This is a genomic window from Neobacillus camarae, from assembly GCF_054950115.1.
In genome coordinates, this window is the sequence record NZ_JBUCKX010000002.1 from 622,485 (window position 1) to 648,560 (window position 26,076).

Sequence of the window (26,076 nt, forward strand, 5' to 3'; positions counted from 1 at the left end):
TGAAAGCGATTTTTTTAAAGGAAAAGCTAAAAAGTTTAGTGATTTTTTATCTGGAGGCATCATGTATGGAAAAAATCAAACTGGGATTTGCTCCGACTAGGAGATCTGTATTCAGTAAAGAAGATGCGTTGAAATTCAAACATTTAATTAGAGAAAAAATAGAAAGCTTCGGCCTGGAAATGGAAATCGTCGACTTGGAAGGGATCAATGATGAAGGGCTGCTGTTCGAAAGGTCAGAAGAGGCAGCCATCATCAAACGGTTTAGAGACGAAGAAGTCGATGCCCTGTTCTTCCCTCACTGCAACTTTGGAACAGAAGACATTGTCGCCAGAATTGCCAAGGCGATCGGCAAACCGGTTTTGCTTTGGGGACCTAGGGACGAGTCGCCGCTGGAAGATGGAATGCGTCTTCGCGATACCCAATGCGGGCTTTTTGCAACCGGTAAGGTTCTGAGACGATTTAACGTCAAATTCACTTATATCACCAATTCTAGTGTGGATAGTCCTGTTTTTGAACGCGGTTTCAAGAACTTTATTGCGGCAGCCAATGTCGTCAAGCATTTTACCAATCTACGAATCTTGCAGATTTCCACTAGACCTTCTGATTTCTGGTCTGTCATTTGCAATGAAGGAGAGTTATTAGAAACATTCGGGATTCAAATTCATCCGATCACCCTTGATGAGTTGAAAAAGGCAACCCTGAAAGTCGAAAAAACCTCTAGCCCAGAGCTTGATTCGGCCATCCGTTATATTAAAGAGCAGCTGGATTGGAGTTCGGTTACAGAAGAGGATGTCCGCAGAATTGCTTCCTTAAAAGTAGCCATGAAGCAATTGGCAGCAGATACAAGGAGTACAGCGATTGCCATCCAATGCTGGTCGGCTCTACAGGATCTGATCGGAATTATGCCTTGTCTGGCCAATGCGATTTTAACCGATGAACAAATTCCGGTCACCTGTGAAACGGATATTCATGGAGCGATTACTTCGATTATGGTGCAAGCGGCAACGATGAATACCTTGCCAACCTTCTTTGCTGATATCACGGTCCGCCATCCTGAAAATCCGAATGGGGAATTGTTGTTCCATTGTGGAAACTTTCCGGTGTCGATGAGCGTGGAGGAAAAGCCCAAATTAAATAAGCATTTCTTGTTTGATGATCATTCTCCAGGCACGCATGAAGGGAAAATTAAGGGTGGGGACATGACACTGGCCCGTTTTGACGGCGACCATGGCGAGTATTCGATCTTCCTTGGAAAAGCCAAAGGAATCGAAGGGCCATTCACAAGAGGTTCCTATGTTTGGGTCGAAGTCAATGATTGGCCATTATGGGAAGAAAAATTGGTCAAAGGTCCGTATATTCATCATTCCGTAGGTGTCCATGCCAACGTGATCCCTGTCCTGTTTGAAGCGTGCGAATATATTCCTGGTTTGAACCCGGACCCGGTTGACCCGACAGAGAGTGAAATTAGAGCTTGGCTGCGTGGAAGCGACCTGAATAAATGATGGGGGTGGAATAAAATGAGCGATATGGAGTTTTTAAAAAGAAAAGCAACAGAAATCCGCATGGACCTTCTCACGATGATCTATGAGGCGGGGACCGGTCATACGGGAGGTTCTCTTTCCAGTACCGACATCTTAACCGTTCTGTACTATCACATTATGAATGTGGATCCCAAAAACCCGAAATGGGAGGACCGCGACCGGTATGTGCAAAGCAAAGGGCATTCGGTTGAAGCGTATTGGGCAATTTTAGCGGATAAGGGATTCTTCCCAAAAGAGGAACTAAAAACGTTCTCGCAGTTTAATACCCGGTTGATTGGCCACCCCAACAATAAGGTGCCTGGGGTAGAAATGAATACAGGTGCATTGGGACACGGCCTGCCGGTTTCTGTTGGCATGGCTTTGGCAGCCAAGATGGACGGAAAATCGTATCGTGTTTATACCTTAATGGGAGACGGCGAGCAAGCGGAGGGTTCCGTGTGGGAAGGCGCGATGGCAGCTTCCCATTACAAGCTTGATAATTTAGTCGCCATCATTGACCGGAATCGGCTGCAAATCACAGGCAGTACGGAAGATGTGATGTCCCTTGAACCATTTGGCGATAAGTGGAGGGCCTTCGGCTGGGAAGTGGTCGAGGTCGATGGAAATGATATCGAACAATTGGTCGATGTATTGGAGAATGTGCCAAAAACGGCTGGAAAGCCAACCCTGATTGTGGCCAACACCGTCAAAGGCAAGGGCATTTCTTTTGCGGAAAATGTAGCGAAATGGCACCATCACGTACCGAGCCAAGAAGAATATCAATTAGCCATGGAAGAACTTTCAAAGCAACTGGAGGTGCTGCAATGAGTCACGTTGCTCTAAAAAGTGCGAAAGGAAATAAAATCGCCAATCGTCAAGCCATCAGTGAGACTTTATTAAATTTAGCGAAACAAAATAAAGATATTGTAGTCTTAACCAGTGATTCCAGAGGTTCCGCTTCCCTTGCGAACTTTGGCAGCGAATTGCCGGAGCAAATCGTCGAGGTCGGGATTGCCGAGCAAAATCTTGTGGGAGTGGCTGCAGGCCTAGCGGCTTCCGGTAAAAAACCATTCGTGGCGTCGCCTGCTTGTTTTTTAAGCATGAGAAGTATCGAGCAGATTAAAGTAGATGTCGCGTATTCCCGTACAAATGTAAAGCTAATCGGCATTAGCGGCGGTGTTAGTTATGGCGCGCTTGGCATGTCGCACCATTCTCTTCAAGATATCGCCGTGACCCGGGCCATTCCTGGTTTGGATGTGATGATGCCGGCCGACCGCCATGAAGCGAAAAAAATGATGGAAGCCTTGGTGGAATACGATCGGCCAGTTTATCTTCGAATTGGACGCAATCCAGTTGAAGATTGCTATGTCTCGGAAGATTACGATTTTCAAATCGGTAAAGCCGTTACGATGAAAGAGGGGAATGACATTACCATCATCGCCACGGGTGAGATCGTCCGAATTGCATTAGATGCTGCGGAAGCCCTTCAGCAGGAAGGCATTGATTGCCGAGTGATCAACATGCATACGATTAAGCCGTTAGATAAAGAGGCAATCGTAAAAGCAGCCGAGGAAACCGGAAAGATTATTACAATCGAAGAACATAGCATCTATGGCGGCTTAGGTTCAGCGGTAGCAGAAGTGGTATCGCAAAGCCACCCGGTTCCAATCAAGATTCTGGGTCTGCCGGATGAACCAGCTATTGCCGGAAAAACAGCTGAAGTGTTTGAGTATTACGGATTGAGTGTGGAAAATGTAAGGAAAATCGCCATGACAATGGTTGGAAAATGATGAGGTAATCATATGGAAAAAATGATCCTCGCGATTGACCAAAGTACATCCGGAACAAAAGTGCTGCTTGTGAATGCAAAAGGGCAAATCACCCATAAGTGTTCGAAAAGCCATACACAGCACTATCCGCAGACAGGATGGGTCGAGCATGATCCGGTTGAAATCTATGAAAATGTTAAACAACTATTGAAGGAAACGGTTCAAACTTCTGGCATCTCGCAAGAAGAGTTGGCAGTTTTAGCGATTACCAATCAAAGAGAAACGGTTGTCGTTTGGGATAAGGAAACCGGAATCCCGGTATATAACGCAATCGTTTGGCAAGACAGAAGAACATCTGATTTTTGTCAACAGCTAAAGGAACAGGGGTACGAAGAAAAAATCCAATCCAAAACCGGCTTAAAGGCAGATCCTTATTTTTCAGCCTCGAAGATTAACTGGATTTTGAATCATGTGGGCGGTGGGAGAGACAAAGCAAGAGAAGGCAAGCTGCTGCTAGGAACGATTGATAGCTGGCTCATTTGGAAACTGACATCTGGAAAGGTTCATGCAACGGACTATTCGAATGCCAGCAGAACACTTCTTTTCAACATTGAGACCTTACAGTGGGATGATGAGTTATTGGAGATGTTTGATATTCCCAGAACCATGCTTCCTGTCGTGAAAAGTTCCAATGATCTCTATGGTGTAACGGAGGACCCCGATCTTCCGTTCACCGCCCTAGCCATCTCTGGTGTCATTGGAGATTCCCAAGGCGCTTTGTTTGGCCAGAAATGTTTTGAACCAGGGATGGCTAAAGCCACCTATGGAACAGGCACCTCCGTGATGATGCACACAGGGGACTTGGTAAATGGAACCAATGGTTTAGTGACATCCATCGCGTGGGGATTAGATGGTAAAGTAGAGTATGCACTTGAAGGGATTATTAATAGTACGGGAGACGTCATCAATTGGCTGAAGGACCAGCTTGGCTTGATTGAGAGGGTGGAAGAGACGGAAGATATGGCCTATTCCTTACAGGATAATCAAGGCGTCTATCTTGTTCCTGCCTTCGTCGGCTTAGGAGCCCCCTACTGGAATCCTTATACTCGCGCCGCGATTTTGGGAATGAGCCGAAATACAGGCAAGGCGCACATTGTCCGGGCAGCATTAGAAAGCATCGCCTATCAGGTGAAAGATGTCATTGAACTGATGCAAACCGAATCTAACATTCTTATAAAAAGTTTAAATGTGGATGGGGGAGCAACCCGTAACCGATTCTTGATGCAGTATCAAGCAGATATGCTGGATATAGAAGTAACGGCTTCACAAGTAGCCGAATTATCTTCAATGGGCGCTGTGTACTTAGCCGGTTTAGGAGCAGGCATCTGGAAATCCACAGACGAAATTGTTCAGCTGCCCTCTGAACACAGATTGTTTTATCCGTTGATGGCTAGTGAGGTAAGAGATCAGTTTTATCAAGGCTGGAAGGACTCTGTGTTTGGTGTATTAGGTAAAAGTGAATCTTTTTCTAGATTATGAGAGTAAAAATGCAAACGTATTCACTATGCAGATGTTGTTATTCAAAATCCCTATATAATTGATTGGAGGATTGAAAATGAATTATCAAAAACTTGCCAAAAAAATCGTTCAAGAAGTGGGCGGGCAGGAAAATATCAAAAGCGTCATCCACTGTGTCACCCGTTTAAGATTCTACCTGAAAGATCAGTCTCTTGCGAACACGGACGTGATCAAAGGAATCGACGGAGTCATGACGGTGGTCAAAAGTGGCGGGCAATATCAGGTGGTCATCGGGGACCAAGTTCCGAGTGTCTACGCTGAAGTCACGAAATTATTAGGAAAAGAAACCGCCCAAGATGATACTGATACAGATGACTCAGGTGAAAAGAAGACTTTATTTAGCAGGTTTGTATCCTTGATGTCTGGTTTGTTTATGCCTGTTATGGGCGTCATGGCTGCTGCCGGTATTTTAAAAGGATTTCTAGTGGCTGCAACCGTCCTTGGCTGGATGACGGACAAAATGGGCGTTTATAAGGTTTTATATGCCACCTCTGATGCATTCTTTTACTTCTTGCCGATTCTGCTAGGATTCTCAGCAGGTAAGACGTTTAAAACGAATTCCTATATTACAGCATCGATCGGGGCTACCCTTGTTTATCCTACGATGGTTGAACTCTATAGCTCTGGCGGTTCGTTATCGTTTCTTCACATTCCAGTTGTCCTGATGAATTATACGCAATCCGTTATTCCGATTATCCTTGCAGCTTTCTTTACAGCTAAACTGGAGAAAGTGCTTTTGAAAGTCATACCGAAATCCTTGCAAATGATTTTTGTTCCATTATTCCTTATGGTCATTATCGTGCCATTATCGTTTATTGTAATTGGACCGCTTTCTGTTAATGCTAGTAAATTATTAGCCGATGGTGCTATGGGCTTGTATTCATTAAGCCCAGTTGTTACAGGCCTGTTGCTGGCTGGAATTTGGCAAATTGCCGTTATGTTCGGACTTCATTGGGCGTTTATCCCGATTATGATCAACAATATTACCACTATTGGTCACGACCCAATTAACGGTTTGCTGTATTGTACGGTTTTTGCTCAAACTGGTGCCGCTTTAGCCATCATTTTCAAAACAAAACAAACGAAATTAAAATCGTTAGCTACCACAGCTGCCTTGTCTGGATTTTTAGGAATTACCGAGCCGGCCATCTACGGTGTCAACTTGCCGCTTAAACGTCCATTTATCATGGCATGTATTGGCGGAGGCCTCGGTGGTGCAACAGCGGGATTCTTCGGTGCTAAAATGTATGGAGGATTCGCCTCAGGTGGTATTTTTGGGATCCCAATGTTCATTAACCCTGATGGTCTTTCTTCCCAATTTTATGGATTTGTTTTATCGTTAGTGGTATCGCTGGCATCAGCGTTTATCCTTACATTCCTATTTGGCCATAGCAAAGCAATGGATGCCAAACAAGCTGAAAAAAACGCAGCATAGAACCAACATATTAATCACAGAGCAGGGGAGGGGGATCGTTCAAGAACGATCTTCCTTCTTCACTATTCAATGAGGAGTGAACATCTTTGGTAAAATTAAGAGTTTCAAAAAATAAACAGCATTTAGAAACGGAAAAAGGCGAAAAATTCTTTTATCTAGCTGATACCGTGTGGAGTGCCTTTACCAACGCCACATTAGAAGAATGGAATTATTATCTCGACTATCGAAAGTCACAAGGCTTTAATGTGCTCCAAATCAATCTGCTCCAACAGTGGGATGCCAGTGAAACGGATTTGACGATCAAACCGTTTGCCTACAAAGAGGATGGTTCTTTCGATTTTTATAAGAGAAACGACGTTTATTTTGAACGGGCTGAAAAGATGGTGGCCATGGCGGTGGAGAAAGGGTTTGTCCCGGCCCTCGTGCTATTGTGGTGTAACTATGTGCCTGATACATGGGGATCGCAAATTAGTGATGTGAATAATATGCCGCTAGACGTAGTGGAAGATTATGTGAAATATGTAGGAGAAAGATTTTCAAAATATGATTCTATTTATGTGGTGAGCGGCGATACGGATTTTCCAACAGAACGTGCCACAGAATATTACTCCCGGGCCTTACATACCATCAAACAATTAAGTCCGCATTGTATCACTACTCTTCATATAAGAGGAAGATTGATGGATATACCGGATGAGTTTTTAAATAGTGAACAATTAGATTTTTATATGTTTCAGTCGGGCCATAATATTCAATTCCAGAACATGTCCTACAAACTCGCAGAAGAGTTTAACAACAAGCCAGTCAAAAGGCCTTCCCTTAATTCGGAGCCTTGTTATGAACAAATGGGCTATAGCCGAAATCTATACGGGCGATTTAATCGGTTTGATGTGAGGAAAGCAGCCTGGCAAAGTTTGTTATCGGGTGCTAGCGCGGGTGTTACTTATGGTGCTCACGGGATTTGGAGTTGGCACAAGCAGGGCAAAGGTTTTGGCCTTGTAGGCGAAGCGTTCGACAGACCCTATGATTGGAAGGATGCCTTAAAGTTTGAAGGGGCCTGGGATTATGCTTTTGCCAAGAAGGTATTCAAATTATTTAATCTCTATGACCTGCAGCCTCAAAATCTCGTGTTAAAAAATACGGAGGAAATCAGAGTTTCCGGCAGCCAGGATTTAACGAAGGTTGCCATTTATGTACCGGTGAATACCGTCCTAAAATTGGATCAGCGCTTGGAAGATTACGAGTTCACCATCATCGATTTAGAACATCGCCGGTTTGGAGAATTGAGCGCTTCCTTTGAAGACGATATAACCGTTTTTGATATGCATGGGTTTGAGTCAGATGTGTTAATTATTGGGGAGAAAAAACTTTAAATCGCTAATAGAAGACCAGAAGAAAGTAACAGCTTATTGTCTATTATTAACGACCAAACGTCCGTAAAAACTGCTGGATCGGTCGTTAATAGCCTCAATAAACGACCGAACGCTCGTAAAAATCACTGGATCGGTCGTTAATAGCCTCAATAAACGACCGAACGCTTGAAAAAATCGCTGGACCGGTCGTTAATAGTTTTTATAAGCGACTGAACACTTGGAAAAACCGCTAGACCTGTCGTTAATAGCCTTTATCTAAGGAGGAGGAAAAGGTGGAACCTTTAAAAATCTCAGAGAATAGAAGATATTTCACCCATCAGGATGGCACACCGTTTATCTGGTTGGCAGATACGGATTGGACAATGGTACAAAGATTAAAGTGGGACGATGCAGAATACTTGATGCAAAAAAGAAAATCCCAAGGGTTTACTGTCCTGCAAATTTGTGCACTGGATCCGGAGCAAGATAGGGAAATGAGGAATCCAGCTGGAGAAAAGGCCTTACTAAATGATAATCTGACCACTCCGAATGAAAAATATTTTGAGTACTTGGATTGGATCATCGACAAAGCGGCGGAATATGGATTTTATGTTCTTTTACTGCCTGTCTGGGGAGAACTTGTGGTGGGCCATAATTGGATAGGCGAGTTTTCGGAGAAAATGGTGACGGGGGAAAATGCCTATCAATACGGTAAATGGATTGGCAATCGCTATAAAGACAGAACCAATATTGTTTGGTGTCTAGGCGGGGACAGGCAGCCTATTCATCTTGGCGTCGATTACAAGGATGTTTGGCGGAAAATGGCTGAGGGTCTTGCGAACGGAGTGCTTCAAAAGGACTTGAAACATAATGAAAAGGACCCTGATTGGCAGAAGCTGCTCATCACCTATCATGCCTGCCATGAAGCAGAAACTGGGGAATGTTCCACCATGTCATATTGGACAGATGAGGAAGCTTGGATCTCCTTTATTATGATTCAATCAGGGCATGGCTTAACACCGAAAAACTATGTACTTGTCAAAAATGATTATAATAGAAACAACCCTATGCCGGTTTTTGACGGGGAACCTGCCTATGAACAAATGCCAACCACTTGGCCAATTGGTTCGGATTTCCACGGGGGATGGATGGTACGGAAACGTGCCTACTGGAGCTTGTTCGCTGGGTCCTTTGGTCATACCTATGGGCATCCATCCGTGTGCTGGATGATTTCGGAAAAAGAAAGAGACGGTTTCAGAAGATATTCTTGGTTTGAAGCTTTGGACCAGCCTGGCGCATGGCAGATGAAAATTCTGCGTGACTTTTTGGAATCTAGAGACTTAAGTCAATGTATTCCTTGTCAGGAATTGCTAATGGATCAAAAGGAGAAGCCGGAAGATGTGACAGATGAACACATCCAGGCCTGTGTAGAGAGGGAGGGGAAATTTGCTTGTTTATACTTCCCTTCAGGCGGAGAAGAAACGGTCGATTTAAGTAGATTAAAAACAGAAGACTTACAAATTTGGTGGTTTAATCCCCGAGATGGCCAATGCTATACACAAGAGAATGCTGTCACCGATCAAGCAATCAGCTTAGATCTTTACAGGGATGTCCTAAAAGTAAAAACCCCGACTCATGGAATGGAGCAGGATTGGGTATGTGTGATAGAAAGTAAAAGGGATGAATCAACCATTCCCGGCAAAGCCAAAGTTTATGGAGAATTACCGGTACCTCCTGAAATCAAGAAAACTTTTATGTGGTGATAAAAAATAATAGAGTACATTAAGTTCCCCAGTTGAGAACTTAAGAAACTGCCATAAAAGGACTGCCAAAAAGCAGTCCTTTTATGTAAATTAAGGTTGAGAATCCATCAACTTGGGTATAATTGTTTTCAATTCTATTAAACCGCCTATAACGATATCAGCCTGGGCCAGTTCCTCTTCCTGTGCGAAGTCAAAACGGCATCCGATGCTGACTAGACCGTTTTCTTTAGCCGCTTTTATATCCGAAAGGCGATCACCGACTACAGCTGCATTGGTAAGATGGTATTTTCCGATGATTTTTTTGACTAAATCTGCTTTATTCAGCGATTGTATCTGTTGGATACTGAACGTCTCATCCACCCAAGCATCCAAATGATAATAACTAACAATGGCCTCCAAATAATCCGTTAATCCATTGCTTGCTATGTAAATGGAACAACCATTTTCTTTCAAAAAACGAAAAACTTCCTCTACATTCGGATATAATGCCCCTTTGCCACTTTTGATATTTTCAATGAGTCTTTCTAGAAAATAGGCATCTGTTTGTTCTCTAGTCTCTTTTGAATGATCCGGCAATAATGCCTCCCATACTTTTGGGAGAGGTACACCCATTATTTCACGATACTTTTCAATAGGTGTAGGGCTGTTCCATAGGTTTTGAGACCTTAATCTATTAAAAGTGTCGTCCAGAGATATTTCTAAGATTTTATTTGTTTGAAAAAGTGTCCCATCCATATCAAAGATGATTGACTGTCGCATTTTTTCTCCCCCTTCGCCTTTAAAGTTTACCATATTGTAGGCTCTGTTTTTATTCATTGTTGATTTTCAAGTGAGTACGAGAATTCATAGGCGGAGAATTTCCGTTTAAGGTATATGGAGGAGGCTTAAAAGGCAAATATAAGCGGAGATATTCCGAGTAACTACTCTAAATAAGACAAAATCCAAAGACTTGGATCATATAAACGGAAAAACTTCCTTTATATTTAAGGAAATAAGGGTATTTCCCAACTTAGACGGAATTTTACCGTTTATTTTTCATACTCAGTGAAATAAACTTTCCGTTATAACAGAGCCTTATGTGTAAACAGGGCTGCCGTAATGGCAGCTCTGTTTTAGGCTTATGGGTGAAATAATAACGCCTTTTCTTTATTTAACAAAAACGGTCGAAAGTATCCTACGGTATCGGATAAAGGGAGAACTTCCGGATGGAGCTTGATATTCAATACCTCTTCGATATAGTTTCTTCTCCTGCTAAATCTCTCCCATAACTCTGGATCGGTAGTTTCTATTTCCTTCCGCAATTCTTCATCAGCCAGCGCGATTCCAGTCTCTGCACTGGCCCCTCCGTAATTGGGAACCGATGGAATAATGTCAACTTGAAATAACATGCCGCTTTTTAAAACCGTATTGGACCCGCTATATATAGGAGAAGATAGCCATTCCTCATCGGATACATAGTGACCCGGATTCAAATGCCAATGGTATTGATCCTTCGGCAAGACCGTTTCGATTACCTGATATAATTCGCCGCCGGTCATCCCGATTTTAATGGATTCTAGCCACGCCACTACAGCCGAATAATAAGGGATCGCCACTCTTTCTAAATAATCCTGAACCTCATTTGGAAGTTCGTCCGATTCCCTTACGACATACCCAGACCGACTGGTTAAGCCCCCTTTATAGCCGGTGGTAATCGAAAACTTATCGCCAAGCGTTACGGCTTTGTTTCTCGGATAAATAACGGCATTCGTAAAGCGCTCGCCAGTGGCACAGATCGTTGTGACGTTATGGGGCTGCCCAAATCTTGATAGGAGGGAGGCCAATTCCGTTTCGGTTTTCCCGATTTCTATATGGTTGATTGTCTCCAGTACACAATCTGAAGCCAAACTTGAACCAAATTCATAATAGTGAATCTCATCTGCGTTATTAAGGGTTCGAATGCCGCCGTTTTCGCCTATAAAAATGCTGCTGGCATTGAATACTTTTGCAGAATATTCCTGTGCTAAGGTTTGTAAGGTCTCTACAATGAAATAGGGAACATCAAATAATTGCTGATTATCTTCATATTGACTCGTAAACACCTTCCAGCCCACAATACCAATATTTTTTCCTCTAAAATCAATGGCATCTCCCATCATGTCTTTAAAACTTTTTTCATTTTCCATAGGCTGATTTGGTAAAGAAAAGTAAGGGACATGAACAAGTTCCGACGGTAATCGAGAGTATTTGGCCATTTTTAGATTTTCATTACCCAGGAATAATGTGGCCATGCCGTTAGCCTCTATGGCTAATAATGCTTCTTCAAATCGGGGAATGAAACCTGTCAAATACTCAAAATTGGAGCCATGTTCCCGGTCCGCATAGATAAAAACGAGATCGATTTTCTTTTGATTCATCGCTTCAAGCAGTTTTTCTTTTCTTTCTTGATAGGTACGATCTGATAAAAATACGGTGTGATCATTAAATTCCATTTCAAGATAGGGTACTTTCGATAAAGAAAAGTTGTTCCTGCTATATTTTTCTGTTATATCTTGCATTTTCTATTCCTCCTAATCCGTTCCAGTGAAACACGGGGATGGTTCTTGTGCATCACAATGTAAAGGACTCCTTGATGGCAATCGTGTAGAGATGGTACTTTTCTGTTGTGGCTTTTGCATTTTCCTTTTTCTCTATATAACTTTAGTCATATTTGCAACGGTAATCAACTTTGTGTGAACCAGCATAACATACAACGACTATTCAACATCCTATCAATCAAAATGACCTGGGTTGCAAAACCGGATCAATTTATACATACGTTTATGTTTTCAGTCCGTATCGGATATGAAACGGGATAGGTGCCAATAAAATTAACGGAAATGCGGAGTTTGTTGTGTCGCATGTTTAAGAGATTTGGAACGCAGGGACGGTTCTCGTGTATCAAGTTTAACAGACCTGGGAGTTTGAACAGATAACAAGCCACTGCAATGTAGTGGCTTGATAAAGTTCTATGCTACTTCAGTTGGGGTTAACCCGATATCAGCCCAACCCCCAGGCAAGGACCAGGCACCATCCATTTTCTCTTTTACCATGAGTATTTTATCATCCTGAAAAACGACCGCTCTAATATCCACTTATGGTGTGCATAACCTGTTTCATTTGCAAACAAGTCATTAATAATCTCCAATTGCGTGTTTGTGTATTGTGACATGATTTCCATACTCATTTGGCGTATTTGCTGGAATCTCTCGATGTCATACAGGTCTTTTGAGTAAGTTAGTCCAGCTTGTGCAATAGATTGAAGCTGTTTTGCCCAATCCAACCACTTATGGTCCATATTTTCACCTTCGGGTTTTCCTGCCATTTTCTAAATTTAACTCTATAGTAACTAGTTTAATATTGAACAAAATTTTTACCCCTTGATTTTAAAACTTTACTAGTGGCCGCAGTCTCAGCTACATACTATTTGCGCACTAAACTTTCGATTGTTCGCTATAAGAACCAGCCCTTTGGCACATAAACAATTTGTCATAATCATTCTGTTCGAACGATAGAATGTACTAATTTGAGCAAAGGGGAGTGATTTCGTGTTAAACAGGATAGCGGATCGGGTGTCGAGATTAGTCGAAAAGTATCTTCCTGATGCCTTTGTAATTGCTGTATTAATGACTCTTCTTGTCTTTTTGCTTGGTTTCCTCTCAAAACCCTCTGCACCGGTTGAATTGTTTCAATCATTTGGAAATGGTTTCTGGGTCTATCTGGCTTTCACCATGCAAATGGTGCTCTTATTGATGACCGGCATGACGCTGGCCTCTGTTCCTATTGTCCGGCGCATGTTGGAAGCCCTGGCGTCCAGGGCTAAAACCGCTAACCAAGCCTATATCCTTACTTTCTTGGTATCCTCCGCAGCCTATTATATAAATTGGGGACTCGCTGTGGTCGTCGGAGCGATTATCGCGAGGGAAGTCGGGAAACGAAACAAAACTGCCCATTTTCCTCTATTAGTTGCATCCGCTTATGCTCCAACGGTACTTTATACGGCCGGCTTATCCAGCTCAATTGGCCTTACGGTGGCGACAAAAGGCCATTTTCTCGAAAAGGTGATGGGAGTCATACCTACATCGGAAACAATTTTCAACCCAGGAACCATCATTATCTTTTTTGCCCTTTTAATAACCATTCCCATTTTTATCGTCCTAATGGCACCGAAAAAGGATATTATTTCTTACACATCACCTGAAAATCCAGAAATAGTGGAGGAGAAGGCATTAACGGCTGAAACAGCGGCCACTCCGGCAAGAAGATTAGAAAACACCCCATTCCTTGGCATTATCACCGGATTAATTGGGGTCGTTTATCTTGTGGTTGAGTTCAGCAAGGGAAAAGATTTGGACTTAAATATGATCAACCTTGCGTTTCTGTCGCTTGGATTGATTATGCATAAATCGTTATTCCAGTATGCTAAAGCGTTCAAGGAGGCCGCTTCAGCTATTTCTCCTATTATTCTTCAATTTCCGTTTTACGCGGGGATCATTGCCGTTCTCGGCAGCTCTGGGCTGGCTGAGAAAATTATTAATGGTATGACTTCGGTTGCCAGCAAAGAGACGTTTGATATTTTTACTTATTGGACTGCCGGACTGGTTAACATGCTTGCTCCTTCTGGGGGAGGGCAGTGGGCGTTGCAGGGTCCGCTTCAAGTTCCGGCAGGAATCCATCTCGGGGTTGACCCGGCTATAACCGCCATGGCAGTCGGCTGGGGGGATGCCTGGACTAACTTAATCCAGCCTTTCTGGGCTTTACCAATCCTAAGTGTTGTTGGCCTTCATATTCGTCATATCATGGGATATTGTTTTCTATTAAGTATTTGGGTCGGAATTATTACCACCGTTCTAATGTTATTTGTTTATTGATACAGTGCGTGGGTGGGGGAGTACGGGGCTAAGGAGACTCCCCCGACGCTGCAATCGATATCGAGCAGCCGCACGTAACTCAAATCCACCTGACACATCCTCAAGCAACCTAGGAATTTGTTGCGTAGCTGACATCCGATAAACCAGTTGAAGCGGAAGTACCGTCCCCTTACCTCACTTGTATCATAATTTTGGTCACATAATCTTCCTTGCGATTTTTGACAAGCGTATCATACACATATTCTTCAAACACATAATCTCCTAAAGATACATGTAACCGTTCCATCTCTGCAAACAGCCGCTTATACGTTTTATGTATCGTTTTTTCATCCCCAATATGGTAGCCAATTAGAAAACTTCCCTTCACCGATTTAAAATACGGATGACCTGCCTTCGGTTCGGGCTGCTCTATATATAAATAGCTATAATTCGTGAATTCTCCTTTTAACACTTGCTCTCGTTTGGTTATACCGCCGATTGGATAGCCTGTATCAAGATGTAATTCATATAACTCATCAATAAAATCGGAAACGACTTTGACAAAATCATCACCAGCTGTATTCTCGATATTCCTGCTTAAATAAAGAGTCACCTCTGGTAATTCCTCGAGCGTGATGTCCTGGAAGTCAAGCTGTGATGCTTGTTTCATTAACTCGATGGTAGTTTCCATCATTTTTTCCTTCGCTTCCATTTCCTGACGCTTCTTTGTAATTTCCTCTTTTTTTCGATACATTAAACTCAAAAAACTTTCAGGCGATTTATTTTGCATGTATTGTTGGATGTCTCCTAAAGACATGCCAATCTCCTTCAATAACCCAATCACCATGAATACCTCTAATTGTTGAATAGAATAATATCGGTATCCCTTTTCATCCTTCACGATGGGGGACAACAGACCAATTTGATCATAATAAAAAAGAGTCTGTTTGTTTACCTTACATAGTTTTGCAAATTCACCTGTCGATAAAAACTTCCCCATCTTTTTACTCATTTTCTAACACCATCCTTGACTATATAGTAACTATATACACTAGGATAAAAATTGTAAATGAAAAGCCAATACAGAGTTCAGTCATTTGCTTTGTAAAGGAGAAACTAGAAGATGAAAACGGAAAAAGTCACCTTAGGGTTATTATTAACGAACTTATTCATTGCGTTTTTGGGAATTGGTCTCATCATTCCGGTTATGCCTAGGCTTATGGCAGAGTTAGGCATAACCGGAACAACCGTCGGTTATTTGACAGCCGCGTTTGCCACTTCGCAATTGATTGTTTCCCCTTTTGCGGGGAAAGCCGCCGATCGAGCTGGCCGGAAAATCATGATTGTCATGGGTTTATTAATTTTCGGGATCTCGGAATTTTTGTTTGGAATCAGCAGTGAAATTGAATGGTTAATGGTTTCGCGGGTTTTAGGCGGTATTAGCGCGGCTTTCATTATGCCGGCAGTTACGGCTTTTATTATTGATATCACGAGTTTGGATACCCGCCCTAAAGCACTCGGGTATATGTCAGCCGCCATCAGCACCGGATTTATTATCGGCCCTGGTATCGGCGGCTTTCTAGCGGAATTTGGGACGCGAATCCCCTTTCTGTTTTGTGGTGCACTTGGCACCATTGCTGCCATCCTGACGCTGATCCTAATAGCTGAGCCAGAACGCGCGGCAGCTACTACGAATCCACACGCTACTGGTGGTAAAACGGGCTTGAAACGGATGTTGGCGCCTCAATATTTCTTTGCGTTTATTTTAATTTTTATTGCCTCTTTTGGATTGGCTGCTTTTGAATCGTTCTTTAGTTTGTTTGTGGACCACAAATTTCAATTTAAGCCATTCGAAATCGCTGTTGTCGTCACGGGTGGGGCATTGGTTGGCGCAGTGGCACAAGTCGGTTTATTTAATCGGCTCACCCAAATGTGGGGCGAAATTAGACTGATCCGATATTGCTTGGTTTTATCAGCTGTTCTCGTCTTTTTCATGACCATGGTGCATTCTTATTGGTTTATTTTCCTTGTGACCATTACTGTTTTTGTAGGATTTGATTTATTCCGGCCTGCTGTTACATCCTATCTTTCCGGTATCGCCGGCAAGGAACAAGGCTTCGTGGGTGGAATGAATTCGATGTTTACCAGTTTAGCGAACATTAGTGGACCCATATTAGGGGGAATTTTATTTGATATGGATATTAACTACCCCTTCTATTTTGCAGCTGTTGTCGTAGCGCTAGGGGTCGCTTTAACTAAGTTTTGGAAGGAACCTGAAGATGACTCCATTCATAAAGTCAACGCGGTACCGGATTAAGCACACCTGACTAAATAGCTTATTGCCTATTATGAACGAACCGAACGCTGTGAAAAACCATCGGTACGGTCGCAAAGCCTTTATAGGGTACCAAATAATAGAATTTGTCCTTTATCTGTTTGAAACGGTTCTGTGCGAAATAATGAAATCCAAAATATCTAACAGCTAAGGCACAACCAGCCATTATCCGCTAGTTGTGCCTTTTTGCGCGCAAAACCTCCGATTGTACGCTATTGCGACTGGAACGGGCGATATCCCTGAAATTGTTTTATGTTGAAATAGGGAGAGCGGGTTTGGATTCTTCACGATTGATTAAGCGTCAAAGAACATAATTGCTAAAGTGGCGGTTAATTTGTTATTAAAGTAAAGGACAGTTGGCTATGGAGCATTTCTGTGAATGAGGAATGCTTTTTATTTTTACATAGATAAAAATTAAACAATAAAAATATCTTTAAATTTAATAAATGTTTATTGTAAAACGATAAATATTGTATTAAAATCAAAATCATAATAAATAGGTGAGGTGCTTTTTATGGAAAAGGTAACAACCTTGTTTTTAAAAATAGCTGTTATCCTTTTAGGAGTCCCAGTTCTTGCTCTGTGCATCTTTGCGGTACCTGAGATGGCAAATCTTGCAGCAAAATTGCTTCCAGAGTTTGATTTGATAAAATATCTTGTTTACATCGTTTTTGATGCATCGGCGATCCCTTTTTACTTTGCTTTGTATCAGGCTTTCAAACTCTTGCGCTATATTGACAAAAATAATGCTTTCTCCGATTTATCCATAATGGCTCTAAAGAAAATCAAATACAGTGCCATCACCATTAGTATTTTGCATGTACTATGTTGGCCGCTCTTCTATATCTTTGCGGAAGTAGACGACGCACCAGGAGTTATCTTTATCGGATTGATTGTTCCTTTTGCCTCTATGGTTATCGCCGTTTTTTCGGCAGTTCTCCAAAAACTTTTACAAGAAGCAATTGATATCAAATCAGAAAATGATTTAACGGTTTGAGGTGAATAACAATGTCGATCATAATCAATATTGATGTGATGTTAGCAAAAAGAAAAATGAGCGTTACAGAACTTTCGGAGAAGGTTGGAATCACCATGGCGAACCTTTCTATTTTGAAAAATGGAAAGGCAAAAGCGATTCGATTATCCACTCTAGCGGCAATTTGTAAGGCTTTAGAATGTCAGCCAGGAGATATTTTAGAATACAAAAGTGAAAGTTAAACATTGTGGAGAAAACTGAAAGTCACAATTATTGTAGGAGGTATAACTATGGACATATACAGTTTGATCATTGAAAATATGGCTAACCCTCATGAGCTGGAGAGGATATATAGAAAAGACCCGAGAGCTTTTAAGAAATCCTTCTTACAAGTCTGGGAACAAAATCCCGATTCTCAAGTTCTTGGAGTTTGGTATGAAAGATTGCATTTCAAGGAGAGGACAAATAAAGAAAAGTCTTCCTTGCTTCAAAAAAGCTTCTTATTCATGGGCATTTTAGCTCTTCTGGCCGGGATCAGCACCAGGATCATTTTCCATTTTGTCGAACTGGAAGCCATTGCTCCCATTAACCTGGTTTTTGGAGTCATTCCCTTTATTGCTGCCTATTTTGTTTACAATAATACTCCGAAAAAAAGTGTTATTTATTCCCTTGTAGCGTTGTTCCTCATTCCCGGGGTTTATCTTAATATGCTGCCATTAAGTGATAAAGACAGTATGATCCTTTCCTATTTGCACCTTCCCATATTCTTATGGGTATTGGCAGGGCTTGCCTATACAGGGAATGAGTATTCAAAAGGCAGTGCAAGATTATCCTATATTAAGTTTAATTTGGAATATGGTATTCTTTACGCCAGCATGGCAGTGAGCGGAATGGTGCTAGCAGCATTAACCATGAAGTTATTTAGCTTTGTTGGCTTGGATATAGAAGACTTCTATTTTAGTAATGTCGTTTTATTTGGTGCAGCCGCTCTCGCTATTGTGGCGGCCTTCCTAGTATCAATGAATCTTAAACTGGCTAAGAATATTACACCCTATCTAGCTAAAATTTTTAGTCCACTTGTTTTGGTCACATTGTTGGTCTATCTTATAACGGTTATATGGGTCGGGAAAAATCCATTCTTGGACCGCAATTTCCTGATCGCCTTCAATGGAATACTCCTTGGTGTATTGGCCGTTACTATATTTTCTATTACTGAAAGCGACTCAGACGAGAAAAAGAACATATCAGATTATGTGAACTTTGCCTTAATTGTTCTTGCGCTTATCATTGACAGTGTGGCTTTGTCGGCCATCGTGTTCCGACTTTCTTCTTATGGGATTACCCCTAATAGACTTGCTGTTTTAGGAGTAAACATACTTATCTGGGCAAATCTAATTTGGATTATGCTCTCCTATCTGCGTTTTCTCCAAAACAAATCTGGAATTTCCACTATCCAAGATGCCGTTACGAAATATTTGCCGGTCTACGGACTTTGGGCCGCTTTCGTTACCTTTGCTTTTCCAATCATGCTTTAGTCATGGGGCCGGTTCAAAACCACAGAATAACACTAACCGTCACGCAGAGAGGCAGTCTACGTGACCCAAATCTGCAATTTTCAGAGTATATGGTCACGTAGAGGCAGTCTACGTGACCCAAATCCGTATTTTTCAGAGTATATGGTCACGTAGAGGCAGTCTACGTGACCCAAAACCGCATTTTTCAGAGTATACGGTCTCGTAGAGAGGCTTGGACCCGTAACAAGATTTTAAGTGACTACGACCGGTTCTGCTGGCTTATTTGGGGACGGGGCGATTTTTGTAGCGATGAATGCCAGGAGAACCGACTCCCTGGTTCTTCCTTGTTCTTGACAAACAACTGTCCTCTGTAATATCTTAAACAGGTAAAATAGTTCAATAGGTTAACTGTTATCGAGGTGAACAAGTTTTGGATAGTGCGCAGATTAAAGAGATTGTGGATAAGTATCTTCATCTTACTTTCTCCATTGAGAAAAATGGCGGGCAGCTGATTAAGTGTCAGATGGGAGATGATTTGACCAACGATCAGCATTACATACTACGGTATATTGATCAGAAGGAAGGATGTACTTCTTCCGAGCTTGCCGAAGTGTTTTCTGTCAATAAGAGTGCGATTACGGCGATTATTGACCGGCTGGAAAAGAAGGGATTCATTCGGCGAACGCGCGATGAACAGGATCGGCGCGTCGTGTACCTTACCTTAACCGATGTGGGAAGGGATTTATTTCGTGAGACAGAGCTGCGGATCTATCAGCTCGTGAGTTCCTTTATCGAGCAATTCGATCGGGACGAAATTGAGAGATTTATTCAAACTTATGAAAAGCTGAATCGAATCATTTTGGCAACCAAAGATGAGATGTTGGGGGAGTAAACGGTGAGAGCAATTTTAAAAGGGAAATGGGTTGTGCTGGCCGCCTGGATTGCGGTAGCGGTTGGGTTATTCCTCGTTGCGCCGAACATGGGCGACCTGGTGAAGGAAAAAGGGGAAATTGCCGTTCCTGAAGGCTATTCCTCAAACTTGGCCAGAAAAATAATGGATGAGGTCCAAGCGAAAAAGAACGTTGGCGATATCGCAACGGTGGCGCTTGTTTTTCATAGCGATAAAACACTGACGAGTGCAGAAATCGCAGAAGCGGAGAAGGCTGTCCGTGAGCTGGAAGATAATAAGAAAGAGCTGGGCATCACGGAGATTCTCACTCACTTTAACGAGAAAAGTCTTAAGGATCAACTCGTATCCAAAGATGGAAAAACCATCATGGTTTCGATTAAACATACGTGGAATAAGAACATCACGGATAAAGAGCTTCGGGAACAGCTTTATAAAACCGTCGATGATGTCAAAGTCGACCACTATTATACAGGCAGCTGGCTGATCAATGAAGCCTTGATGACCAGCTCGCAGGAAGGCTTGAAAAAAACAGAAGGAATTACGGTCGTCTTTATTTTAGCGGTATTGCTGCTTGTTTTCCGCTCGGTAGTCGCACCGTTTATTCCGTTAATCACGGTTGGATTCAGTTATTTGACCTCCCAATCGATTGTCGCCTTCCTAGTGGATAAAGTAGACTTTCCGATTTCCAGTTACACGCAGATTTTCCTGGTCGCGGTGTTATTCGGAATCGGAACGGATTATTGTATTTTGCTGTTAAGCCGATTTAAAGAAGAAGTGGGACAGCAGGAGTCGATTGCCGATGCGATTGTTGCCACCTATAAAAATGCCGGTCGTACGGTATTCTTTAGCGGATTGGCCGTCATGATCGGCTTTGCGGCCATTGGATTTTCCCAATTCCAATTGTATCAATCCGCTGCCGCTGTTGCGGTTGGTGTCGCGATTCTTTTGATTGCTTTATTTACGATTGTGCCATTTTTCATGGCGGTGCTTGGGCTAAAAATCTATTGGCCATCGAAAAAGGCGGCAGAGCATGGGGAAAACAAACTGTGGGGGGCAGCAGGCAAATTCTCGCTTGCCAGACCACTGCTGGCATTACTGATTGTGGCAGTAGTTTGTGTTCCATTCCTTGTGACACATAAGGGAACCCTTTCGTTTAACTCCCTGGAAGAGGTAAGCGACGATATCCCGGCGATTAAAGGCTTTAATGCCATTGCCGATAGCTTCAGCCCTGGTGAGGCGATGTCCACCCAGGTGGTCATTAAGAACGATGAAAAAATGGATTCACTAGAATACTTGAATGTGGTTGAAAACATTTCAGCGAACTTGGAAAAAGTTAATTTAGTCGACAAAGTCCGTTCAGCCACTAGGCCGGTAGGTGAGCCGATTGAGGATTTGTATGTGTCCAAACAAGCCAAAACCTTGAGTGAAGGCCTCGGTGAAGGGAAGGACGGCATCGACCAAATCAGCGATGGCTTGCATCAGGCCGAGAATCAACTGGTTCAATCGTCTCCGCAGTTAAAAACGGCGACCGATGGGATTGGTTCATTGGTCACGGGGACAAAGGATCTTCAATCAGGCTTGGTTGAAATTCAAACCAACTTAGCGAAAATTGAGAGTGGAATTCGGCAAGGTTCTGCGGGCTCCACCCAGATAAAATCAGGATTGGCGGAGGCGAAGTCCAAAGCGGAAGAGCTGTTAACCTACCACCAAACACTTTTAAAAGGGTACCAAGAAGCAGGTACCAATTTAACCAAACTAAACAGTGGGTACCAGCAAGTGGGGCAAGGAATTGCCGGGATTTCTTCCAGTCTCTCGCAAATCACGAGTAGTGATTTTTCCACCATTGAAAATGAATACCAAGGCATCAACAATTCTCCGGAATATGGGAAAATCAAAGGGACAGTCCAAGCTGCTCAGGGGCCGTTAGCCCAGCTTTCCGGTACTCTTACAGAGTTGAATAAGGGACTGGCGCCGCTTACGGCGGGAATCAATACCGCCAACGAAAATTACGCAAAAATCGTCGAGGGCCAAGCCGCATTTGGGCCAGGGCTTCAGCAAGTCATCGATGGCATTTCTGCGCAACAGGCTGGACTGGACCAGCTGGCAAACGGTCAAGGCCAGATTGTTGATAAGTTCCCGGATGTGACTGGCGGTGTTTCGAAAATTAATCAAGGGCAGCAGCAATTACTGGACGGCTTCGGCGGTCTTGACGACCAAATGACTCAATTAACAGACGGTCTTGGCCAAAGTGTGGACGGTCTCAACCAAATTTCTGATGGCCTGGCGTCTGCCCAAGATTATATCGATGGATTGTCCGTGACTTCGGCGTTTTATTTGCCGGAGGAGATGCTGAAGAGCAAGGACTTTGAACAAGTGCTTGATACCTATTTCTCACCGGACCGAAAAGTCATGACGATGGATGTGGTCTTCAAGAAAAGTCCGTACTCCAATGAAGCAATTAACCAGGTTGATGCGATTAAGTCTGGGGTGAAGCAGGCGATCAAAGGGACGAAACTGGAAAATGCCGTGGTTGCTGTAGGCGGGATTACCAGCACCAATAAAGACCTGCAATCGGTGTCCAATCAGGACTATACCCGGACGGTTGTTTACATGCTGATCGGAATCGCGATTATCTTGATTTTCCTATTCCGTTCCATCATAATGCCGGCGTACTTGATTGGTTCGCTGATTATTACGTACTATACAGCGATGTCGATTAACGAAGTGATATTTATGAAATTCTTTGGATATACGGGCATCAGCTGGGCCGTTCCATTCTTTGCTTTTGTTATTCTCATGGCCCTTGGCGTAGATTATAGTATTTTCTTGATGGACCGGTTTAACGAGTATAAGGATTTGTCGGTAAGCGAAGCGATGCACATGGCTATGAAAAAAATGGGTACCGTCATTATCTCGGCCGCCATTATCTTAGGCGGAACTTTTGCCGCGATGATGCCTTCGGGAATGTTATCCCTAGTGCAAATCGCTTCTATCATTCTAACAGGACTGCTTCTATACGCTTTTGTCATCCTGCCGTTATTTGTTCCAGTCATGGTCAAAAACTTTGGCAACGCCAACTGGTGGCCATTCAAACGACCGAGCAACTAAAGGTATGGAGAGCCGCGTGGGCGGTTCTTGTGAATAAAATTTTTAATAGGAAACTAGTTAACGAGGATCATCTTTGGATGACCCTCGTTTGTTTTTTCATTTAGATCGTAGGGGGAGAACATGGGTACCTTTCTAGTGCTTCACTTTTTGTAGACAGCATTGGCTACAAGTTATGTAGAAAAAAGAATCCCGCTCATCCTTATATGACGGGATTCCTTTTTTGATAAGGATATGAACATAGAAATAACCATCATGCACCAGCATGTATTAGATATCCTTTTGAAGTGAAGGAGTCAGCTGCTTAAAAACCTTAAACGTTTTGTTATGTTTATGGGATATGGGCGATGGTATGACGCAAAAAGAAATACAAGAGCATTTGAATATTAGAAAAGATTCATTATCCGTTATTTTAAATGATTTGGCCGCTAGTGGCTGGGTTATTCGACTATCTGATGAGTGTTTATCACTGAAGCGGGAAGGAACCAGAAGAATTTATGTATGAGTATTTTGGATGAGATTGAGAAAGAGCTGCAAGATAAATTTAATATCAAAGTGATCGCTGAAGAGCGGAATGATTTGTTACATGATTAAGAGGTAACCTTTTTAACCAAACGATGACTAACTGACAAATTTTATAACGATTTCCTTGTGGAAACTCTTAATTGACAGGCATTTCGGGAAATTAAATCAAACGTTTGCTTAACTGACAATTTTTTTAGCTGCTTACTCCGAAAAAACCAATTATTTCAGGCTTTACGTGATGTTTAATTAAACGTTTAATAGCTCCTCCTTTGTCACTTTTAGAAGAATAATGCCTGTAATCATGAACCAAGATCCTAATGTGCGGATAGAAACATTTCTGTTCCCCCGCCAAATTGTTATAATGAAAATATGGAACTAGATTAGGATTGTTACTGTTCAATCAGGCAAAACCTAAATTATTTGACCGGGAGATTATTGTAACCCTTCTTCAAAATAATTTAGGTTTTTTCTTTTTTTTAAACACTAGGGGTAATGGTAGGTAAAAACTATCCATTACCGAAAAATATCTTTTATAAGAATGGCAAGGAGGAAAAGATGAGATTAATAGCGATTGATATGGACGGAACGACATTGAATTCCCAAAGTAAGATCAGTCAGCGCACGGTCGATGTCATTAAGAAGGCTCAGGAGCAGGGGCATATCGTTGCGGTCATGTCTGGCAGGCATATCACAGGCATTACTTCATTGCTGTATGAATATGGCATCGAATGCCCTATCGGTACTTCCAACGGAAACGCCACATTTGTGGAAGGAAAAATGATCGATTTGGTCTCTTTGGACAGCAGGCAAAATGAAAAAATACTCTACAAGCTGGACGAGGAATTTCTCCCTTATAAGCTATCGACCATCCAGGGGGTTTTTGCACCTAAGGACTGGGAAACAAGATTCCAGCAGATGATTTCTTCGGAATTTGCGCCGGAAGAATTCGTGAAAAACGACCATTATAAAAAATTCTGCAAATCACCAAATGAATTGGGGCAGAATCTGTTCCAAAGCACGGATGAGATACTGGGCAATCCGGACATGAAAGTGCAAAATTGTTATGTTTTGAGTTTTATAGCCGAACAAACCACGCGATTGAAAGACTACTTATCTTCCATCGATGGGGTCGAAGTGACGAGTTCTTTGCCCATCGGCATGGACATCCTGCATAGTGAGGGAAACAAAGGGCATGGATTGGAAGTACTGGCCGAACACTTCCATATTCCGTTGGAAGATACGATCGCGATTGGCGATGAACAAAACGATATTCCGATGTTTAAAAAGGCAGGTTTAGCCATTGCAATGGGCAATGCCCACGATCAGGTGAAGGAACTGTGCGATGCTGTCACATTGACTAACGACGAAGACGGTGTTGCTTATGCAATCGAAAAGTATGTCTTGAATGTGTGATTATCTATCAATTTATATGGCTGCAACCGCCGCATTCATATGAAAAAATAAGGAGCAGGGCCGGCAGGTCAGGTTCAACTTCCGAGTTTATAGTGAGCGAAAGGAGTGGTTACTAACTGCTCCTTTTTCTTATTCCACTAACTTACAGGTTCGTGGACAAAGCGTGAAATGAGACATTCAAGGAGAATGTAGTTTACTAATTACTTAACATCTAATTATTTAGCTATGTTTTAGAGGATTGCTGAAGATATATTAACTTATAAGTAAGCTATTATGGCTTCCCTCAATTTGCCTTTTATGAACAATGTGCACTTTATAAATCTACTGTACATTATGGTCATAATCCATATGAAAGAGAGCGTTATGGCAAGGAATACTTGACAAATAAATGAAATCTCCACTATAGTGGACATAATTTCCTATAGTATTGCGGAGGTGCGTATGATTTCAGCAAGTGAAACTATTAGTAGAAATATAAAAAGAATTCGGCAAGAAAGAAATCTTACATTAGATCATCTAGCTATACTAACTGGTGTCAGCAAGAGTATGTTGAGTGAAATCGAACGGTGCACCAAAAGTCCGACAATATCTGTCCTGGAAAAGATATGTGAGGGGATTAATGTTCCACTCTCTCAACTTACGCATACGGAAACGCCTCAAGTATCTATTGCTACAAATGATACGGTTAAACATTATTCTGCATGGGATGGATTTGAATTATTTGTTTTATTTGAATTTGACCCAAATAAAAAATTTGAAATATTCCGCCATGTAATTGCTCCCTATTCTGAACGTGCGTCCGAGCGCCATGAATCAGGTATCAGGGAATATATTATCTGTACGAAGGGCGTTTTCAGTGTACAAGTGGAAGACAAAATGTTTCATTTGCAAGAAGGTGAAGCAATACAGTTTCTTGCCAATTGCAAACATAAATATTTGAACTTAACAAATCAAGATGTCCATATTGTTATGCTTCTTTATCATGAATAGAAAGGGGGAATTCTACTATAGAT

The 26,076-nt window shown here is 42.3% G+C and carries 20 protein-coding genes and 1 pseudogene; 17 read left to right on the plus strand and 4 right to left on the minus strand.

Translation table 11 applies throughout. The annotated features are described in order from the left end of the window. Positions 1–65 precede the first annotated feature (65 nt). The 7 genes from ACY8D0_RS10720 (at position 66) to ACY8D0_RS10750 (ending at position 9,417) form a co-directional block, all read left to right on the plus strand. Entirely contained in the window at positions 66–1,502 is a 1,437-nt protein-coding gene (locus ACY8D0_RS10720; RefSeq protein WP_462410495.1) for an L-fucose/L-arabinose isomerase family protein, read from the plus strand. A gap of 15 nt (positions 1,503–1,517) precedes the next feature. Next, complete coding sequence (locus tag ACY8D0_RS10725; RefSeq protein WP_462410496.1) at positions 1,518–2,348, plus strand: transketolase; 831 nt, start codon at positions 1,518–1,520, stop codon at positions 2,346–2,348. Continuing rightward, positions 2,345–3,310, plus strand: a complete 966-nt coding sequence (locus ACY8D0_RS10730) for a transketolase family protein (RefSeq protein WP_462410497.1) — start codon at positions 2,345–2,347, stop codon at positions 3,308–3,310. Before ACY8D0_RS10725 ends, ACY8D0_RS10730 begins: the two co-directional genes overlap by 4 nt. Positions 3,311–3,322: 12 nt before the next feature. Then, positions 3,323–4,828: a glycerol kinase GlpK gene (gene glpK / locus ACY8D0_RS10735; RefSeq protein ID WP_462410498.1), complete on the plus strand. Its 1,506-nt coding sequence runs from the start codon at positions 3,323–3,325 to the stop codon at positions 4,826–4,828. A 76-nt stretch (positions 4,829–4,904) separates the two neighbouring features. Further along, positions 4,905–6,302: a PTS transporter subunit EIIC gene (locus ACY8D0_RS10740; protein ID WP_462410499.1), complete on the plus strand. Its 1,398-nt coding sequence runs from the start codon at positions 4,905–4,907 to the stop codon at positions 6,300–6,302. A gap of 86 nt (positions 6,303–6,388) precedes the next feature. Further along, entirely contained in the window at positions 6,389–7,675 is a 1,287-nt protein-coding gene (locus tag ACY8D0_RS10745; RefSeq protein ID WP_462410500.1) for a glycoside hydrolase family 140 protein, read from the plus strand. Between the two features lie 272 nt (positions 7,676–7,947). Next, on the plus strand, positions 7,948–9,417 hold the full coding sequence (locus ACY8D0_RS10750; RefSeq protein ID WP_462410501.1) for a glycoside hydrolase family 140 protein: 1,470 nt from the start codon (positions 7,948–7,950) through the stop codon (positions 9,415–9,417). Positions 9,418–9,507: 90 nt separating this feature from the next. Here the strand turns inward: ACY8D0_RS10750 and ACY8D0_RS10755 are convergent, their stop codons facing one another. The 3 genes and pseudogenes from ACY8D0_RS10755 to ACY8D0_RS10765 form a co-directional block, all read right to left on the minus strand. Next, positions 9,508–10,176: an HAD family hydrolase gene (locus ACY8D0_RS10755; protein WP_462410502.1), complete on the minus strand. Its 669-nt coding sequence runs from the start codon at positions 10,174–10,176 to the stop codon at positions 9,508–9,510. Positions 10,177–10,535: 359 nt separating this feature from the next. Next, positions 10,536–11,954, minus strand: a complete 1,419-nt coding sequence (locus ACY8D0_RS10760; protein WP_462410503.1) for a M24 family metallopeptidase — start codon at positions 11,952–11,954, stop codon at positions 10,536–10,538. 453 nt (positions 11,955–12,407) lie between these two features. Continuing rightward, positions 12,408–12,733 (minus strand): annotated as a pseudogene (locus ACY8D0_RS10765) (NUDIX hydrolase N-terminal domain-containing protein); the annotation flags it as partial. Between the two features lie 250 nt (positions 12,734–12,983). Here ACY8D0_RS10765 and ACY8D0_RS10770 point away from each other — a divergent pair. Beyond that, positions 12,984–14,306: a short-chain fatty acid transporter gene (locus tag ACY8D0_RS10770; RefSeq protein WP_462410504.1), complete on the plus strand. Its 1,323-nt coding sequence runs from the start codon at positions 12,984–12,986 to the stop codon at positions 14,304–14,306. A gap of 169 nt (positions 14,307–14,475) precedes the next feature. Here the strand turns inward: ACY8D0_RS10770 and ACY8D0_RS10775 are convergent, their stop codons facing one another. Further along, positions 14,476–15,297, minus strand: coding sequence for a MerR family transcriptional regulator (locus ACY8D0_RS10775; protein ID WP_462410505.1), 822 nt, complete (start codon positions 15,295–15,297; stop codon positions 14,476–14,478). A 111-nt stretch (positions 15,298–15,408) separates the two neighbouring features. Between ACY8D0_RS10775 and ACY8D0_RS10780 the strand changes: the two genes are divergently transcribed. The 9 genes from ACY8D0_RS10780 to ACY8D0_RS10820 all read left to right on the plus strand — a co-directional run bounded on the left by ACY8D0_RS10780 (position 15,409) and on the right by ACY8D0_RS10820 (position 26,053). After that, entirely contained in the window at positions 15,409–16,602 is a 1,194-nt protein-coding gene (locus tag ACY8D0_RS10780) for an MFS transporter (protein WP_462410506.1), read from the plus strand. 532 nt (positions 16,603–17,134) lie between these two features. Next, positions 17,135–17,617, plus strand: a complete 483-nt coding sequence (locus ACY8D0_RS10785; protein ID WP_462410507.1) for a DUF2975 domain-containing protein — start codon at positions 17,135–17,137, stop codon at positions 17,615–17,617. Between the two features lie 11 nt (positions 17,618–17,628). Then, a complete protein-coding gene (locus tag ACY8D0_RS10790; protein ID WP_462410508.1) occupies positions 17,629–17,838 on the plus strand; it encodes a helix-turn-helix domain-containing protein in 210 nt (69 codons plus the stop codon). A 48-nt stretch (positions 17,839–17,886) separates the two neighbouring features. Further along, positions 17,887–19,131 carry a DUF4153 domain-containing protein gene (locus ACY8D0_RS10795; protein WP_462410509.1) on the plus strand — a complete coding sequence of 415 codons (1,245 nt, stop codon included), beginning with the start codon at positions 17,887–17,889 and terminating at the stop codon, positions 19,129–19,131. 409 nt (positions 19,132–19,540) lie between these two features. Then, positions 19,541–20,002, plus strand: a complete 462-nt coding sequence (locus ACY8D0_RS10800; RefSeq protein WP_462410510.1) for a MarR family winged helix-turn-helix transcriptional regulator — start codon at positions 19,541–19,543, stop codon at positions 20,000–20,002. Between the two features lie 3 nt (positions 20,003–20,005). Continuing rightward, positions 20,006–23,128, plus strand: a complete 3,123-nt coding sequence (locus tag ACY8D0_RS10805) for an MMPL family transporter (RefSeq protein WP_462410511.1) — start codon at positions 20,006–20,008, stop codon at positions 23,126–23,128. 319 nt (positions 23,129–23,447) lie between these two features. Next, positions 23,448–23,630, plus strand: coding sequence for a MarR family transcriptional regulator (locus ACY8D0_RS10810; RefSeq protein WP_462410512.1), 183 nt, complete (start codon positions 23,448–23,450; stop codon positions 23,628–23,630). A gap of 575 nt (positions 23,631–24,205) precedes the next feature. Further along, positions 24,206–25,063 (plus strand): Cof-type HAD-IIB family hydrolase, encoded by an 858-nt coding sequence (locus tag ACY8D0_RS10815; RefSeq protein ID WP_462410513.1) that lies wholly within the window; start codon positions 24,206–24,208, stop codon positions 25,061–25,063. Positions 25,064–25,504: 441 nt separating this feature from the next. Continuing rightward, complete coding sequence (locus tag ACY8D0_RS10820) at positions 25,505–26,053, plus strand: helix-turn-helix domain-containing protein (protein WP_462410514.1); 549 nt, start codon at positions 25,505–25,507, stop codon at positions 26,051–26,053. Positions 26,054–26,076 lie beyond the last annotated feature (23 nt).

Excerpts from the sequence above, each read along its gene's own strand:
- ACY8D0_RS10785 (WP_462410507.1), top strand. The coding sequence starts at position 17,135 with ATGGAAAAGGTAACAACCTTGTTTTTAAAAATAGCTGTTATCCTTTTA.
- ACY8D0_RS10815 (WP_462410513.1), top strand. The coding sequence starts at position 24,206 with ATGAGATTAATAGCGATTGATATGGACGGAACGACATTGAATTCCCAA.
- ACY8D0_RS10740 (WP_462410499.1), top strand. The coding sequence starts at position 4,905 with ATGAATTATCAAAAACTTGCCAAAAAAATCGTTCAAGAAGTGGGCGGG.
- ACY8D0_RS10755 (WP_462410502.1), bottom strand. The coding sequence starts at position 10,176 with ATGCGACAGTCAATCATCTTTGATATGGATGGGACACTTTTTCAAACA.
- ACY8D0_RS10720 (WP_462410495.1), top strand. The coding sequence starts at position 66 with ATGGAAAAAATCAAACTGGGATTTGCTCCGACTAGGAGATCTGTATTC.
- ACY8D0_RS10725 (WP_462410496.1), top strand. The coding sequence starts at position 1,518 with ATGAGCGATATGGAGTTTTTAAAAAGAAAAGCAACAGAAATCCGCATG.
- ACY8D0_RS10790 (WP_462410508.1), top strand. The coding sequence starts at position 17,629 with ATGTCGATCATAATCAATATTGATGTGATGTTAGCAAAAAGAAAAATG.
- glpK (WP_462410498.1), top strand. The coding sequence starts at position 3,323 with ATGGAAAAAATGATCCTCGCGATTGACCAAAGTACATCCGGAACAAAA.
- ACY8D0_RS10775 (WP_462410505.1), bottom strand. The coding sequence starts at position 15,297 with ATGAGTAAAAAGATGGGGAAGTTTTTATCGACAGGTGAATTTGCAAAA.
- ACY8D0_RS10760 (WP_462410503.1), bottom strand. The coding sequence starts at position 11,954 with ATGCAAGATATAACAGAAAAATATAGCAGGAACAACTTTTCTTTATCG.
- ACY8D0_RS10730 (WP_462410497.1), top strand. The coding sequence starts at position 2,345 with ATGAGTCACGTTGCTCTAAAAAGTGCGAAAGGAAATAAAATCGCCAAT.
- ACY8D0_RS10780 (WP_462410506.1), top strand. The coding sequence starts at position 15,409 with ATGAAAACGGAAAAAGTCACCTTAGGGTTATTATTAACGAACTTATTC.
- ACY8D0_RS10795 (WP_462410509.1), top strand. The coding sequence starts at position 17,887 with ATGGACATATACAGTTTGATCATTGAAAATATGGCTAACCCTCATGAG.
- ACY8D0_RS10820 (WP_462410514.1), top strand. The coding sequence starts at position 25,505 with ATGATTTCAGCAAGTGAAACTATTAGTAGAAATATAAAAAGAATTCGG.